General features: G+C 47.5%; 15 protein-coding genes. 13 read left to right on the top strand and 2 right to left on the bottom strand.

Translation table 11 applies throughout. The annotated features are described in order from the left end of the window. Position 1: 1 nt before the first annotated feature. The 10 genes from C3B52_RS14070 to C3B52_RS14025 all read left to right on the top strand — a co-directional run bounded on the left by C3B52_RS14070 (position 2) and on the right by C3B52_RS14025 (position 10,047). Positions 2-895 (top strand): MurR/RpiR family transcriptional regulator, encoded by an 894-nt coding sequence (locus C3B52_RS14070; RefSeq protein WP_103106713.1) that lies wholly within the window; start codon positions 2-4, stop codon positions 893-895. A 15-nt stretch (positions 896-910) separates the two neighbouring features. After that, the gene (nagB, locus tag C3B52_RS14065; protein ID WP_103106712.1) at positions 911-1,669 is read left to right on the top strand and encodes a glucosamine-6-phosphate deaminase; all 759 of its coding nucleotides are present in this window, start codon (positions 911-913) and stop codon (positions 1,667-1,669) included. 125 nt (positions 1,670-1,794) lie between these two features. Continuing rightward, entirely contained in the window at positions 1,795-2,547 is a 753-nt protein-coding gene (gene hemQ, locus C3B52_RS14060; RefSeq protein WP_103106711.1) for a hydrogen peroxide-dependent heme synthase, read from the top strand. Between the two features lie 131 nt (positions 2,548-2,678). Continuing rightward, on the top strand, positions 2,679-4,928 hold the full coding sequence (locus tag C3B52_RS14055; protein ID WP_235615709.1) for a YcdB/YcdC domain-containing protein: 2,250 nt from the start codon (positions 2,679-2,681) through the stop codon (positions 4,926-4,928). Between the two features lie 266 nt (positions 4,929-5,194). Then, positions 5,195-5,608, top strand: a complete 414-nt coding sequence (locus C3B52_RS14050) for a zinc ribbon domain-containing protein (protein WP_164684780.1) — start codon at positions 5,195-5,197, stop codon at positions 5,606-5,608. Between the two features lie 31 nt (positions 5,609-5,639). Further along, entirely contained in the window at positions 5,640-6,644 is a 1,005-nt protein-coding gene (locus tag C3B52_RS14045; protein ID WP_103106709.1) for an aromatic acid exporter family protein, read from the top strand. 268 nt (positions 6,645-6,912) lie between these two features. Continuing rightward, positions 6,913-7,635 carry an amino acid ABC transporter ATP-binding protein gene (locus C3B52_RS14040; protein ID WP_103106708.1) on the top strand — a complete coding sequence of 241 codons (723 nt, stop codon included), beginning with the start codon at positions 6,913-6,915 and terminating at the stop codon, positions 7,633-7,635. 35 nt (positions 7,636-7,670) lie between these two features. Next, positions 7,671-8,480, top strand: a complete 810-nt coding sequence (locus tag C3B52_RS14035; RefSeq protein ID WP_103106707.1) for an ABC transporter substrate-binding protein — start codon at positions 7,671-7,673, stop codon at positions 8,478-8,480. Between the two features lie 123 nt (positions 8,481-8,603). Continuing rightward, the gene (locus C3B52_RS14030) at positions 8,604-9,290 is read left to right on the top strand and encodes an amino acid ABC transporter permease (RefSeq protein WP_103106706.1); all 687 of its coding nucleotides are present in this window, start codon (positions 8,604-8,606) and stop codon (positions 9,288-9,290) included. A gap of 25 nt (positions 9,291-9,315) precedes the next feature. Beyond that, the gene (locus tag C3B52_RS14025) at positions 9,316-10,047 is read left to right on the top strand and encodes an IclR family transcriptional regulator (protein ID WP_103106705.1); all 732 of its coding nucleotides are present in this window, start codon (positions 9,316-9,318) and stop codon (positions 10,045-10,047) included. 56 nt (positions 10,048-10,103) lie between these two features. On the opposite strand, the gene aceB is transcribed toward C3B52_RS14025, so the two are convergent. Then, positions 10,104-11,714 (bottom strand): malate synthase A, encoded by a 1,611-nt coding sequence (gene aceB / locus C3B52_RS14020; protein WP_103106704.1) that lies wholly within the window; start codon positions 11,712-11,714, stop codon positions 10,104-10,106. Positions 11,715-12,090: 376 nt separating this feature from the next. Then, positions 12,091-12,597 carry a hypothetical protein gene (locus C3B52_RS14015; RefSeq protein ID WP_103106703.1) on the bottom strand — a complete coding sequence of 169 codons (507 nt, stop codon included), beginning with the start codon at positions 12,595-12,597 and terminating at the stop codon, positions 12,091-12,093. 185 nt (positions 12,598-12,782) lie between these two features. On the opposite strand from C3B52_RS14015, the gene C3B52_RS14010 reads away from it, so the two are divergent. The 3 genes from C3B52_RS14010 to C3B52_RS14000 all read left to right on the top strand — a co-directional run bounded on the left by C3B52_RS14010 (position 12,783) and on the right by C3B52_RS14000 (position 16,259). Continuing rightward, on the top strand, positions 12,783-13,469 hold the full coding sequence (locus C3B52_RS14010; RefSeq protein WP_103106702.1) for a response regulator: 687 nt from the start codon (positions 12,783-12,785) through the stop codon (positions 13,467-13,469). Further along, positions 13,466-14,794: a sensor histidine kinase gene (locus C3B52_RS14005; protein WP_103106701.1), complete on the top strand. Its 1,329-nt coding sequence runs from the start codon at positions 13,466-13,468 to the stop codon at positions 14,792-14,794. Before C3B52_RS14010 ends, C3B52_RS14005 begins: the two co-directional genes overlap by 4 nt. Before the next feature lie 190 nt (positions 14,795-14,984). After that, positions 14,985-16,259: a phytoene desaturase family protein gene (locus C3B52_RS14000; RefSeq protein WP_103106700.1), complete on the top strand. Its 1,275-nt coding sequence runs from the start codon at positions 14,985-14,987 to the stop codon at positions 16,257-16,259. The last annotated feature ends 4 nt before the right edge of the window (positions 16,260-16,263 follow it).

Here is a 16,263-nt window from a genome sequence, read left to right as displayed (position 1 = left end):
TATGGCAGGACACCAAGAGGAGCTGTCCAGTCTGGGTACAGCGACCATTCTCAAGACAAATACGCTATTGCAAATACAGAGTCTCACGCCTTCTTTTACGAAATCAGAGCAAAAAGTCGCAAGTATCGTCTTGCAGCAAACGGATAGCGTCATCTACTCTTCTGTCATCGATCTGGCAGAAAAGGCTGGCGTAGGGGAGACGACGGTACTCCGTTTTTGCCGGAAGATCGGCTTTCGTGGCTATCAGGAATTCAAGCTGGCGCTTGCGCAGGAGCTGGTTACGCCAGCCAAAAATCTGCATGGAGAAGTAGGCGAAAATGATACCCTCGATATCATTGCCCAGAAAGTAATGGCAACCAATCAGCAGGCGATAGGTGATACAGCTGCATTGATTGACATGGAGCAGATCGAGCGCTGCGTGGAGCTGCTGCAAAAAGCGGGCTCCATCCACTTCTACGGAGTAGGTACCTCAGCCGTCACGGCACAGGACGCCAAGTACGCATTTATGCGGATTGGTCTGCGTGTAGACGCCATGAGTGAGTCACATCTGCAGGCGATGGCAGCTGCGACACTAGGCCCTGGTGATGTAGCGATCGGGTTGTCCGTATCGGGCAGTACCAAAGACACGATCGACTCGCTCAAAGTGGCAAAACAGGCAGGTGCGACCATCATCTGCTTGACACATTACCGCCGCTCGCCGATTACGAATGTAGCAGATATAACGCTGCTCACTGCGGCTCAGGAAGGTCCGTTGCAGGGAGGTTCACTGGCGGCAAAAATTGCACAGCTGCATGTGTTGGATGTCATCTGCACGACACTTGCCATGCGCAACAAGGAAAAAGCGCTCACGTACAAGGAACGAACGGCAAAGGCCGTACTGGAGAGAAAATATTGACTGAGGTGAGATGAGTTGAAACTCATAATTGTAAAAGATTACGGGGAGCTCGGCAAAAAGGCGGCAGGACTGGTCGCTGATGAAGTCAAGAGCAACCCGAAAGTCGTTTTGGGTCTGGCAACTGGAGGTACACCCGTAGGTATGTACCGGGAGCTGATCAAGCTGCATCAGGAGGAAGGCATCGATTTTTCTCAGGCGAGCAGCTTTAATCTTGATGAATATGTCGGGCTAGGAGCTACACACCCGCAAAGCTATCGCGCCTATATGCAGGAAAACCTGTTCGATCATATTAACCTGCCAGCAGGCAATACACATGTACCGGCGGGGGATGCCGCTGATCTTCAACAGGAGTGTGTAAGCTACGAGGAAGCCATTCGCCAAGCAGGCGGTGTAGATATTCAAGTGCTGGGGATCGGCAACAATGGACATATCGGCTTCAATGAGCCTGGTTCCTCTGCAGATTCGACGACAAGAGTGGTGCAGCTGACCGAGAGCACGATCGAAGCAAACGCCCGCTATTTTGCGAGTAAAGTGGAAGTGCCAACACAAGCAGTTTCGATGGGGATCAAGACGATTCTTAGTGCCAAAAAGGTTGTTCTTCTGGCGAGCGGTGAGGCAAAAGCAGAGGCAGTACGGCTGATGCTGGAGGGAGAGCCAACAGCGGATGTGCCGGCTTCCTTGCTGCAGCATCACCCAGATGTGACTGTTATTGTAGATGAGGCAGCAGCAAGTCAATTGACAGTTGCAGCAGCAAGTAGCGAAGACAAGCGGTAGCCGTATGGCGCCGCTTGTTTCTTTTGTTGTTCACCAATCTGTTCGGAATATACCGCAGTTGCTTATGCTATACTGGGAATGGTGAAGACAGGATAACCAGATTTTTCAAAGGAGCTGATTTTCAAATGAGCACGAACGAAGCGTTGCTTACATTAGAAGGTTGGTATACGTATCATAATTTCCGCACCATCAATTGGGAAAAGTGGAAAGCAGCTTCTGCCCAGGAGCGTCAAGAAGCGTTGGACGAGCTGAATGAATTGATCCATACGTGGGACGCGAATGAAGCAGAAGGAAAAGGAAGCACGGCTGTGTACTCCATTTTGGGACACAAGGCTGATCTGGTCTTCATGTTTCTGCGAGAAACTATGCAAGAGCTGGATGAAATCAAAACGGCATTTAATAAAACACGCTTTGCTGCCTATACAGAAGCACCGTATTCTTATGTATCTGTAGTTGAGCTGAGCAATTATGTACATAACCCAGGTGAAGATCCAAAGGCTAACCCACATGTGCGTGACCGTCTGTACCCAGTCCTGCCAAAATGGGAGCACATCTGCTTCTATCCGATGAACAAAAAACGTGATCTGCAAGACAACTGGTACATGCTGAGCATGCAGGAGCGTCAGGAAATGATGCGCTCCCACGGCTTGATCGGCCGTTCCTATGCTGGTCGCGTGAAGCAAATCATCGGTGGCTCTGTGGGCTTTGACGATTGGGAGTGGGGCGTTACACTGTTTGCCAACGATCCGCTGGAATTCAAGCACATCGTGTACGAAATGCGCTTTGATGAAGTAAGTGCGCGCTTCGGCGAATTTGGCAACTTCCTCGTTGGTAATGTGTTGAACGTGGAAACGCTCGCGAAAAAGCTGGAAGTATAAAATAAGAGAGCAAGGAAAAAAAGATCTGCTGGGCGAGTCATTAGCCTGATTTGCAGATCTTTTTTTTGCTATATTTTCCAGATTAATGGTAAAATGGACGAGCATGTATATCGAGAGGAGTGGTTTTTACCGTGCTAAAACGGAGACAATCATGGGGAGTGGCGATGGGAGTATCTACCTCCATTTTGCTCACATCCGTACTCACTACGATTGGTATGAGTGGAGGAGCACTGGTCACGTACGCAGCCGAAGAACAAACCAGAAGTATTTCACAGGAGGAAGCGATCCAGGCAGCCAAAAAATGGGTCACCATCCCTGCAGATTATAAATTGGAGCGAGCGAGCTTTCTGGATGCCAAACGCGATCCATTTAGCGGGACATCGTCTTGGCGAATCGCTTGGGAAGACACAAAGTCCAACCGAATCATGGTTACAATCGATGCTGCTTCCAGTAAATTGCTGCAATATTCCTACTATCGGGACAAAGTCAATACGACAGCTTCACAAAAAAAGCTTTCATCAGAACAGGCACTAAGTATAGCAGAGGAGTTTTTACAACGAGTCACTACTTCGGAAGAGCGACAAAAACTGTCCAAGCCGAACGAATTCGGACCGCTGTACCCTTACTTTTTCCAGCAGCAAGCTATCCATCACTTTTCTTTTACCCGGATGGAAAACGAGATTCCTTTTCTGGAGAACGGGTTTCAAATCGTTCTTGACCAAGAGGGACAGCTTACTTCCTTCTCACGGGAATGGTATGATGGCAAGCTCCCTGCGACTACACAGGTGATTTCTGCTGAAGAAGGACAAAAGCTTTTAGCTGAGCAGGCGAAGCCTTCTCTCGTATTCGCGAATCAGGCAAGTGTTCTAAGAAGTGGAGAGCCGGGTTCAGATCTGTATATGCTGATATATCGTTTTGATGAAAATGATCCGCAGTTTGTAGATGCGATAAGCGGCAAGGTCATTAATGCGGTAGGCACCGAGGCTGTGGAGAGAAAGATCCAGCCACTCGGAACTACTGTCGTAAAGAATAAAGGAGAAGAGCGCATCATTACCAAGGAAGAGGCGCAAAAGATTGCTGAGCAAATCATCAAAAAGTTCCCGGGCAGCTATCGCTTTGAAGGAAGCTATGGCAGTGGTTCCAGCACTGGCGCGGACGGTGTTCGAAGACAGAATTGGGATTTTTCCTTTACCCCTCTCCAAGGGAAGGCGGATTCGGAGGAGCGCGTGGAGCTCACGATCGGTGACCGTGGTGAATTGAAGGGATACGAAGCGAGAGAAGGGGCTCGATTTAGGGAGCGGGGGCGCAAGTTCACAACAGTTATACCATGGGGCAAGGCAGAGGCAAACGCGATCCAGCTCGTGAAAATGCTCTATGCTGACCGATTGGGAGAAATGTTCCTCTTGCCGTCTCCATCGGCAGAAGAGCAGAAGCAGCTGATAGAGCGTGGAGAATCGTACGGAGTCCGTTTTGGTTGGTTAAAGGATGGGGTCGAAATTCAAAGCATGTATACTGAGGTTATCGTTGATCCTGAGACAGGGGAAGCAGAAGGACTGAGAGCTCCTTGGGACGAATTGCCTGTAAACGCCACTGAAAAATCACTCAAAGCAACCATCGATCATACAAAAGCCAATCAAATCATGCAAAAGCAAAAAGAGTTCATGCTTACCTATTACCAGCCACAATACACCAGCTACGGATTCCCTTCCCAGCCAAAGGAGCCACTTCTTATCTATCGTTACGTAGGAGATGAAGGTGTAGTGGACGCGGTATCGGGACAATGGGTCAGCTATGCGGAGGCAGAAAAAAATCGGCAGCCGCAGGACATCGACGAGCATCCGCAAAAAGCAGCATTGGAATTCGCAGTGCGCATGGACCTGCTCACGGCCAAGGATGGAAAGCTGGAGCCGGAGAAAGCAGTGACACGCGGGGAAATGGCCCAAATTTTGACGCGATTGACAAATCGGTATGAATTCCGGAATCTGGGTATGTTTTATGAGGACGATGAGGACCAGACTTATCAGTTTACGGACGTAGATATGAAGAACGCGTACTATCCAGCGATTCAAAAAGCAATTCGATACGGTATCATTGCCAAGGAAGGTAACACGTTCAACCCTGATCGCGCCATTACGCGAATAGAAGCAGCAGACATGCTTGCCCGTCTGTTTGGCTACGGAAGCCTGTTAGAGAAGACGGACATATTCATCACGCCTTACACAGACCTACAGAAAAAACAGGTTCCAGCAGTAGCACTGGTGAATGCAAAAGGAATTCTGGCAGGTAAATCCCCAAATGCCTTTAGCCCGAATGAGTCACTGACGCGAGCAGAGGTAGCACAGCTGGTTCAAACTTTATATGAACAAACACAAAAGAAATAGAGCTTGATACGAAGGGCTGCCGCAAAAGTCGGAGTGTATGACTTTTGACAGGCAGTCCCTTTCTTTGGCTACAGCTTGAGCTTCTCTTCCATCGTTTGACTTTTTAGTCGCCGACATTGGCCTGATCGTGATAAACTTGGTTGCTATGCTTGTTCAGGATGTGGCTGCGTAACGTAACACAGACAAAAACAGTCTTATGAACGGGTGCTTCTGTTTGTGACCCAATCATTTTTAGGGTAAGATTTAGGAAAGAGGAGGTGCTTCGGATGAAAAGCATCAAACCAGGTCGTGGACCGTCTGCGATGGGGGCAGCCGGAAGCCTTGGCGTTGTTGTGTTCGGCATTTTTTGGACGATCATGGCGTTTGCCATGACGCGAGATGCTCCATTTCCACTTGTCGGAACAATTTTTCCGTTGTTTGGAATTATCTTTGTGGCAATTGGCATTTTCCAGACGATTTATCATTACAAAAACGCGACCTCCAAGGAAAGAATGTCCTTGTTTGATATTACGGAATCCATTGAAGAAGGCGATCCCCTAAACCGTAGATTCGGACAACAATCAGCGGGCGAGAATCAACAGACAGACGAAACTACTGGACAGAAGGCTTTTTGTCCATACTGCGGAGAGCGAGTAAAAACGGAGTATCAATATTGCCCGAGCTGCGGCAAAACATTGTAAATCCGCTTTTGTAGCATGGAGGGGAACACGACTGAATTGGCTCAAGCTTAAAATTGGTTATCGAACACTAAAAACAGCGATCGGAACAGCGATTTCGATCCTATTAGCCCAGCAGCTGGACCTGATGTTCCCTGCCTCTGCTGGTATTATTACGATCCTGTGCATTCAGGTGACGGTTAAGCAATCGTTTCGAACCGCGTGGAATCGGATATTGGCAAGCTTTTTGGGATTGGCTATCGGGATAGCCTTGTTTCTCGTCCTTGGCTTTACGCCTCTCGCGATTTTGATTGAAATTCTGATTTTCATGCCGCTGGCTGTGCGCTTTAAAATTCAGGAGGGCTTCGTCACCAGCATCGTTGTGCTCATGCATTTGTATTCGACCCAAAGAATGGATGTGGCGCTGATTGCAAACGAAGTGGCGCTGCTTGTCGTAGGTGTCGGTGTCGCGTTGGTCGTAAATCTGTACATGCCCAGTCTGGATAAAGAACTGCAAGCCATGCAGGGACAAGTGGAAAGGCTGTTTATAAAAATATTGCGGGAGTTTTGCTATTATTTGCGTCATGGCGAAAGCGACTGGGACGGGAGGGAAATGATCGAGGCTCCTGGGCTTTTGGAAAAAGCAATCCGTCTGGCATCGCGTGATGTCGACAATCGCTTGGGACGCCGCGACGATTCGTACTACCAGTACTTCATCATGCGCGAAAAACAATTTGAGCTATTGGAGCGGATGATGCCGATCGTCTCCTCGCTCAATACCCGGGTACCGCAGGGGCTTCACATTGCTGATTTTCTCGAACGGATCAGTGATTCCGTGCATCCGGGCAATACCGCTTACCGCTTTATCGATCAGCTGCGGGACATGCGCAAGGAGATCAAGGAAACAGACCTGCCACGTACACGTGAAGAGTTTGAAACGAGAGCGTCCTTGTTTTACCTGCTAAGAGAGATCGAGAGCTATTTGTTTATCAAGCACGAGCTGGGTAAAACAAGCGATGAAAAAACAGGGAAAAAGCAGCCGAAGACAGCCAAGAGCTAGGAAAAGCTGCACATGCACGTTATGAAAAGGCGACCACGGCGCAATGCCGAAGGGTCGCTTTTTGCGTTGCTCTTTTTGCAGGATTTTTTCTCGCGTTTTACTCTTGTCATTTCAAGCTTATTTCCGATCAGCATATTTTTAATGAATGAATAAATAAAAACTTTCTTGCATATCTGAAAAAATGTAATTATAATTTAAATCAGAAAACTTTTCCGACTATTGGAAAACAGCAAGTCATCCCGTGGCGAAGAGATAGGGGGATAGCAGGATGATTCAGGTTAAACAGCTTGTGAAGTCTTTTGGGTCTTTAACCGTGCTAAAAGGTGTGACACTTGAAGTAAAAGAACAAGAAGTGGTGGTACTGCTCGGGGCGAGTGGTTCCGGGAAAAGTACGCTGCTCCGATGTTTGAATTTTCTGGAAGTATACAATGAAGGTGAGATTTGGGTAGGTGGCAAACAGATCGACCCGAACAAGACAAACTTGAACCACTTCCGCGAAGAGGTGGGCATGGTCTTTCAGCATTTCAACCTGTTCCCGCATAAAACCGCTTTGGAAAATGTCATCGAGGCCCCGATCCATGTCAAAAAGATGAATCCGGCAGAAGCGAAAGCGCTGGGGCTCGAATTATTGAAAAAAGTAAATTTGCAGGACAAAGCAGATGTTTATCCCGATATGCTCTCTGGCGGACAAAAGCAACGGGTAGCGATAGCCAGAGCGCTTGCGATGAAACCAAAGGTACTGTTGTTCGATGAGCCTACCTCCGCGCTCGATCCCGAGCTCGTTGGAGAGGTGCTGCAAGTAATGAAGCAGCTTGCTCAGGAAGGGATGACCATGATCGTTGTGACTCACGAAATGGGCTTTGCGCGTGAAGTTGCCGATCGGGCGGTGTTCATGGACAACGGCGTTATTTTGGAGCAAGGGCCGCCCAAAACATTCTTTGAAAACCCGCAAAACGAGCGGACAAAGCAATTTTTGGGAAGCATTCGCTAAATAAAAACCAACAGAAAAAAATGGGGGAATTTCAAATGAAAAAACGTTCTATGTGGTCTGGAGTTCTGCTGTCTACCGTTTTGCTAGGCTCACTCCTGTTGTCGGCATGTGGTTCAGATAGCAGCGCACCTGCGGCTGGAGGATCTGGAGCAGCTGGCGGAAAAAAAGAATTTACCTACGCGATGAGTGGAGTGTACAAGCCGTTTAGCTTTAAAGAAAATGGTACGCTCACAGGCTTTGACGTAGAAATCGGACAAGCCCTGGCAGAAAAAATGGGCATGACCGCAGTACCGATCACCAACCCATTCGAAACCATTATCCAAGGCTTGAATTCCAATAAATACGATTCCATCATCGGTAGCTTGACGGTGACTGAGGAGCGTCAAAAAGCCGTAGCCTTTACGAACCCATATTACCGCTCCGGTTCCCAAATTTTTGTAAATGAAGACAATACAACGATCAAATCCAAAGAGGATCTGAAAGGCAAAAAAATCGGTGTTGTAAAAGCATCCAACTACTTGGATTGGGCGAAAAAGCTGACCGATGAAGATAAAATCACACAGTACGACAGTGACATCACAGCACTGCTCGATTTGCCAACAGGCCGTCTCGATGCGGTGATTACTGACCAGGTAGTAGGCTTGCGCTTTATTAAAGAAGGCGCTGGAAAAGTAAAAGACGTAGGTGAGCCACTGAGCTTTGACGAGCAAGCGATTGCTGTGCGCAAGGATGACAAAGAAGGGGTAGAGCGCATTAACAAAGCGTTGGATGAAATCATAAAAGACGGTACCTATGCAAAAATCAGCGAAAAATGGTTTGGTCGCGACATTTTGCAAAAACAGTAAGCGAGGTTGCGGGGTGTCCGGACAGGACGCCCCCCTTTTTCCAAGAGACGCGGTCGCTCACCCTTGAGCAGGCCTCGATAGAGGTATCGTGATGGTTTTACTTCATGCGAGGAGTGATCTAACGTGGTTGATATTTTAGTTTCCAGCTATCCTCTTTTTCTAAAAGCGGCGTGGCTTACGCTCCAGCTGACAGCCGTTGCCCTCGTACTTGGCTGTATCGTTGGTCTGATCATTGCCTTTTTCCGTATCTCAAACTCCAAGCCATTAAACTACTTCGCACACACGTACATTACGGTCATTCGCGGTACTCCGTTGATCGTACAAATTGCGATTTTGTATTTCGGGATTGCCAATCTGATCACACTCTCTAACTTTTGGGCAGGGGCACTTGCACTAGCAGTTCACAACGGTGCATATATTGCAGAAATTTTCCGTGGAGCGATCCAATCGATTGATCGTGGGCAGATGGAGGCATCTCGTTCATTGGGAATGTCCTATCCGCTGGCTATGCGCCGAATTGTTCTGCCGCAAGCATTTCGCCGAGCGATTCCTGCCTTGGGCAACCAGTTTATTATCGGGCTGAAGGATTCCTCGCTGGTTGCCTATGTAGGGATGCAGGATTTGTGGGGGACAGCGCTTAGTGAAGCGGCGTCCAACTATCGCCAGTTAGACACCTACATGGTTGTTGGCTTGTACTACTTGATCCTGATTATGATCTTCACCTACTTCGTGAACAGACTGGAAGGCAAGCTATCCAATGGTAAAAAGACAAAAAAGCAGGCGACTAATGATAACAGCGTGTCAGCGTAACGCATTTTTGTAGAGGCGGGAGACTATGGTTCAATCTATAGAGCGGACGATGAAAATCATTCGGGTACTGATTTCAGACGAGAAACCTGCTTGGCCCATATCGGAGCTAGTTGACGCAACCGGCCTGCCCATCAGTACGCTCCACCGTTTTCTCGAATCGATGATCCACTACGGATTGGTGGAGCAGGAACCCGTCACCAAGCATTACAAGGCCGGCTATACGTGGATGGAAATCGGATTTCTGCTGCATGAAAAGCTGAATTTGCGCGCTGTGGCGAGGCCGTATATGGAGGAGCTGGCGATAGAGGTAGAGGAGAGCATTTTCCTCAACATTCCGGCAGGCGGCGATTCCATTCCGATCGAAAAAGTAGAAAGTCCATTGAAAATACGCATTGACGAGAATTTGGGGGAACGGATTCCTCTCACAATCGGTGCCCCCAGTAAAATGATTCTCGCACATTGGAAAACGCCAGAGATGATGAAAATAGTCAGCGCTCAGCTGCCGTCAGCTTCTCAGCAGACGTTCATCGAGCAACTGGCAGAGGCCAAGCAGAACGGCTATGCGATCAGTTACGCGGAGAAGACAGAAGGGACGATGGCTGTCGCAGCCCCGATCATCGGATATGGAAATCAGCTAGTGGGGGCTATTTCGATCAATGCTCCCAGCTTTCGGGTTCCAGATGAGCGATTGTCTTTCTTCATTGAAAAAGTAAAGCAAAAGGCGGCGACGATTTCTGCAAGAATCGGCGGTACCTAAACAAAACCTCCATTCCGCGTAAAGAGAATGGAGGTTTTTGTATGGGAGAGTAGTAGCTATTCTTCCAAATAAGCATATCCCGGAACAGTCAGGAAATCCTCAAACTGATCATTTACGATGAGGTTGCTAAAAATTTCGTAAGCCACCCCAAATTTTCCAGCGGCAAAGGCATCCTCGCCAATAGTGTTTTTGATCTTGTCCAGCTCTTCGGCGCCGAGCTGCTGTACCAGGTCCAGCGTCACGTCCCTACCATCAGCAAGAACCCCTTTTGGATGGCGAATCCACTGCCATATTTGTGCTCTGGAAATCTCAGCGGTTGCAGCATCCTCCATTAAGTGGAAGATAGGAACCGCTCCCGAACCTCGCAGCCAGGCCTCGATATATTGAATACTCACACTAATATTGGTGCGCAGACCGCTTTCGGTGATAACACCTTCGGGTACCCGAACGAGGTCCGCGGCAGATACGTTCAAATTCTCGATTAGTTTCTCCACTTGATTCGGCGCAGGCATGATCTCATCGAATACTTGTTTTACAATCGGCACGAGACCAGGATGTGCTACCCACGAGCCGTCATGTCCGTTTTGTGCTTCCCGCTGTTTATCGGCTTTGACCTTTTGCAGCGCTTCTTCGTTGGCGACAGCATCATTTTTAATCGGAATTTGGGCAGCCATTCCTCCAATCGCATGAGCTTTGCGCCGGTGACATGTTTGGATGGTCAGCAAGGTGTACGCTTCCATAAACGGAACCGACATGGTCACCAAAGAGCGGTCGGGGAGAATGACCTCCGGATGATTGCGAAGCTTTTTGATATAGCTGAAGATGTAATCCCAGCGTCCACAATTCATCCCGACAATATGGTCCCTCAGCTCGTACAAGATTTCATCCATTTCAAAGGTCGCCAAAATCGTTTCCACGAGAACCGTCGCTTTGATCGTTCCTTGGGGAATCTGGAGTTCGTCCTGCGCGAGAATAAACACGTCATTCCAAAGACGTGCTTCCAGATGGCTTTCCAATTTCGGCAAGTAAAAGTATGGACCAGAGCCTTTGGCCAATAGATTTTTAGCATTATGGAAAAAGTAGAGCCCAAAATCAAACAGACTTCCCGAGATGGGCTTCCCGTCAACAAGCACATGCTTTTCATCCAGATGCCAGCCGCGCGGACGGACGATCAGTGTAGCGATCTCGTCATGTAGAGCATATTTTTTGCCTTCCGGACTAACGTAGTCGATCGTTCGGTTAATTGCATCGCGCATATTGATTTGCCCATGAATAGTGTTTGTCCACGTAGGTGAATTCGCGTCCTCGAAATCAGCCATAAAAGCCTTTGCTCCCGAATTCAAGGCATTGATGACCATTTTGCGATCTCCGGAAGGCCCAGTAATCTCTACCCGCCGATCCTGCAAGTCCTGAGGGACCGACAAAATGGTCCAATCGCCATTGCGAATATGCTCCGTCTCTGGGAGAAAATCAGGCTTTTTGCCTGCGTCAAATTCGGCTTGTCTTTCCAATCTTCTTTGAAGCAAATCTTGGCGTGTATCAGAAAACGCTCTGGATAATTTGACGAGAAAGGAAAGAGCATCGGGTGAGAGAATCTCTGCTATTTCTGGGGTGACTGGACCAGTTACTTGAATGCCTTCGACCTGCCTTTTGGTATGGTTGCTCACGGTTTCTCCATCTCCTTTGGGTGGGGCATAGGAATAGGTTGTCACTTGTTCCTTAATAAGAAATAACGTTTCTAATAATATATAGTAGCAATTACATTCAGAAAAATCAATTATTTTACGCAGTGAAAATGGACGCGGTTAAATCGGCAACCTGAGACTAAGTCAGCAATAATAAAGGAATGCAGCCTAAAAAAGTCTTAGACTGCATCTTCTCTAATTAAGTATCCTAATATAAATTCCACCTCTTTACACGGCCTATGGCTTTAGCGATTCCTCCTATAACTAAGCCCCAAATCGCATTGGTGATGAAGACATCAATTATAAAACTTTCGCTAATGTCATATAAAGTAAATTCCTTTCCGGTGGATTCTAGTGGCTATTTCTTTTTCATCTTTCCGAACGGTTTGAAATAAGTAAGAAAGACCATCAACACTAAACATAACAAGTTGAAGCTTGCCGTGATGATAATGGACAACCATGTATTTTGAAAATCCGGATTTTGCAATGTTGAAAAGCCCATCTTTTCTACCATTTCGGCAAGAGATGCTGTCCAATCGTTTAGAAAGAAAATGCCGATCAATATCGTCATAATCGTTAAGACCAGTTTCGTGATGACCCAGTAGTGCTTGACAAGTCCCCATTGGGTCCATACAGATAACATGATTCCGGTAAGCAAGCTGAACAATGCAGGATACTTAAGCAAATTTTCATCGATCACCTCCATGCTCACCAATGTATAAGCAAGTTGTTCACCATTAGCGGCATTTTGCAAATAAAAACCAAGCAGCAGCATCCCCAATGTTCCGCCGATCCATGAAGCAACTGCAATAACGTGTATCGCCACTAGAAAGCTTTTTTTCTTGTGACTAAGCCTATATGCCATAGTAATCACCCTCTATCAAAAAAAGTGCCAAATGCTCTTGAGCGAGCACCTTAGCTCCCATTAACCGTAACAAAAAAATGTTGTGAACTTATGACGAACCGTTGCGGCTTTCATGACATTTATGACGCGTTAAATTCTATAGGATATACTAACGAAAGAGAGGCTTTGGAAAGGCAGGGAGTTTGATGGACCAAACCATTCTATTGGTGGATGATGAGGAAAAGGTCCTTGAGTTTATGCGTTCATTTCTCCAGAGTGAAGGATTCAAGGTTGTTACGGCTCGAACAGGAACGGAGGCACTGGCTAAAGCGAAAGAAACAAATCCGGTTGTAGTCGTGCTTGATTGGATGATGCCCGGTATGAGCGGGCTGGATGTCTGTCGTGAACTGAGGAAGAAGGGCCGGGTCGGCATTATTATGGTGACCGCAAAGGCAGACGAGATGGATAAAGTAGTCGGCCTTGAGGTCGGTGCCGATGATTACCTGACAAAACCCTTTTCATTACGAGAATTATTGGCGCGCATTCGTTCGGTGATGCGCAGGATAGATGGCAGCCCCTTGTTCGAAGAAGATTTGGTAAGAGGCGACTTAACCATTTCCCGTTCACAGTATCAGGTATGGAAGCGTGGAGTTGAAATCAGTTTGACGCCTACGGAATTCAAGCTCTTATTGACGCTGGCCGACAAGCCCAGTATTGTCTACAGCCGTCTTCAGCTTTTAAAGGCTGCATTGGAGGACGATCTTTTTAACGAGGAGCGAACAGTGGATGCCCATATTAGCCGATTGCGGAAAAAAATAGAGGACGATATTTCGAATCCAAGATACATACAAACCGTATACGGATTCGGATATCGATTTGGGGACCAGCCATGAAGTTTCACTGGAAAATTTTCCTGACAATGACTTCTACGGTCGTGGGAATTAGCATCATATTTATTACGCTTACTCATCTAATTGTGAAGAACGCGATTGACGCGAGCATAAATGAAACAAGGGGAAAAGAAGTTGGATTACTTACGAACAAATTATCGAACTATTATCTAGACAACAAGTATTCATGGAATAGGCTTGAACAGTTCGATCTTTTACAAGATATTCACCAGGAAAGTCCGAGCATCATTGTCATGGACAGCAATCAAAACGTCATTTGTTATCTAGGTGACTCACCTGAAACGTTAATAACTCGCCTGGGTATTCATAAAGAAATCATGATCAATGAACAAATCGTCGGTCAATTTTTTTATTATGATCCAGAAGTGGCAAACTTAAATAAAATCATGATAGGCATACCAATATCCGTCGTGATCATCTTACTTGTAAGCGGTGTGTTGCTCATACTCATCTCTCTTATCATCACCTACCAATTATCACGGTGGTTGACCTCTCCGCTGCGAGCGCTACTCCCCGTGATTGAACAGTTAGGAAGAGGAGAATTTGGCGTTCAAACCAATGTAAACACGCATGATGAATACGGCAAAATTGCGAGTGCAATCAATGTGATGTCAACAAAACTGGAGCAAGCTGAAAAGGCACGTCAAAATCTAACCGCTGACGTCGCACATGAACTTAGGACCCCCCTTACCATTATTGGTGGGAAGCTGGATTCACTGCAACAGCAGGGGAAAATGATACCGCCCGAGACATTGTTGCCGCTACAGGACGAGCTCATTCGGCTAAACCAATTAGTAGAGGATCTGCGAACGTTGTCATTAGCAGAAGCAGGAGAATTGCCAGTAAAAAAAGAGCCTACTAATATGGCAGACCTGGCACAAAAACTCCTCGCAGCTATGGAGCAAATTGCGGAAGAAAAAGGTATTTCTATTCAACTAGATGTATGGACCAATCAAACAACCATATCCGTGGATGCTAATCGAATCAAACAGGTTTTGGTGAATTTGCTTACCAATGCTATCCGATATACACCGAGCCCAGGAGGCATCTATCTCCGGCTTCTTAATGAGAATGATCAATATTTGACAGTCATTGTGCAGGATACTGGTATTGGCATTTCCCCTGAGCACCTGCCACACTTGCTTGACCGTTTTTACCGCGTCGATGAAGCACGTTCAAGAGTCAGCGGTGGGACAGGGTTAGGTCTTGCCATTGCAAAACAATACGTACTTTCTCACAATGGCGTCATTGAAGTGCAAAGCAATCTGAATCAAGGAAGTCGGTTTATTATTCGGCTCCCGTATTGATCATGCAACGTCTGCCGTCGCCGCAACTTATGCGGCTTTTTTGTTTGAAGTATATAAATTCTTGTCATAACTCAATGTGGGCTGGGCTATTCGGGTTGCTCTTTTTTCTACATCGCTGTTTTCACTTTGTCACATCTTCGGCCTCCTTCCTGTCTTGTTTAATGACAACACATGAAGGAGGCTTCTTCGAATGGTTGCAAAGTATGATGTAGCCATTGTTGGTGGAGGTATTGCCGGACTGACCGCAGCTCTTTATTTAGCAAGAGGAGGAAAACGTGTCGTAGTTTTGGAAAGTCAGAATCAGACGGGGGGAAGGGCGATCACGAACAAGAAGGACGGAATACTCTTCAATTTGGGTTCGCATGCACTCTATGCCGGGGATGCGTACGACATTTTCCGGGAATTAACCTTAAATCCGGATATTTTTCGAAAAGTCGACGAGTTCACCCCATTCGGAATCTGGAAAGAGCAGGTGCACCCGTTTCCAGCTGCAGTCAGTTCGCTGCTTAAGACTCCCTTGTTATCGGCGGTGGACAAATACAGGTTCGGAGCCACCCTCTTGAAAATTCTCAAGCTTGACACGGCCACGATTCCACACATGAGTCTGCGAGACTGGATGGAGGAGCACGTGGGAAGCCCGATGGTACGTCATCTTCTGTACGTACTGGCCCGAGGAGGAACATACGTGCAAGCTCCGGATTTACAAGTGGCGGGACCTTTGTTCAGACAGATGCAACGTTCCTTCACTGGCGTGTATTATTTGAAGAAAGGCTGGGGATCTCTGATCGAGGAAATGTTTTCGGAAGCACGTCGGCTCGGCGTGGTAGTGATTACAGGTAGGAAAGTCATATCCGTTGAGCATGATGACGGACGGGTGCAACGAGTTCGATGCGAGAATGGCGAAACGATAGAGGTTCGCAACGTGATCCTGACGACATCGCCGCAGATAGCGAGCAGACTGGTTCCATCTGTCGAACTGACTTCGCTGCGGACGTGGGAGCAGCAGGCCATTCCGATCACGGCCGCTTGTTTGGATATCGGGCTCCGTCGACTTCCCGCTCCGCAGCATCAATTTGTCTACGGCATCGATCAACCGTTCCTTATGATCAACTCATCACGAATCAAAGGGCTAGAACTCAGCGAGAACGATGACGTTCAAGTGTTTCAAATGATCAAGTTCCAAGTGCAAGGAAGCAATGCGCAAGAAGACCGCAGACAGCTTGAGCAAGCAATGGATCTCGTTCATCCCGGTTGGAGACGGGAAGTGGTGGCGGAGCAGTATTTGCCCAAGATGACGGTTGTTCATGACTTTCCACATATGAAGCGGGTCGAGAATCCGGGTCCTGCCGTCCCTCAGATCAAGGGCCTGTACGTGGCTGGAGATTGGGTGTCACACGGTGAATATTTGGCGGGCGGGGCGACAGCAAGCGCGAAGCGAGCTTCCCTTCATATTCTCGCGCACTAAACGG

It is taken from the genome of Brevibacillus reuszeri (genome assembly GCF_002897295.1).
Taxonomy (GTDB): Bacteria; Bacillota; Bacilli; order Brevibacillales; family Brevibacillaceae; genus Brevibacillus; species Brevibacillus reuszeri_A.
This window is presented reverse-complemented; position numbering and strand designations above follow the sequence as displayed.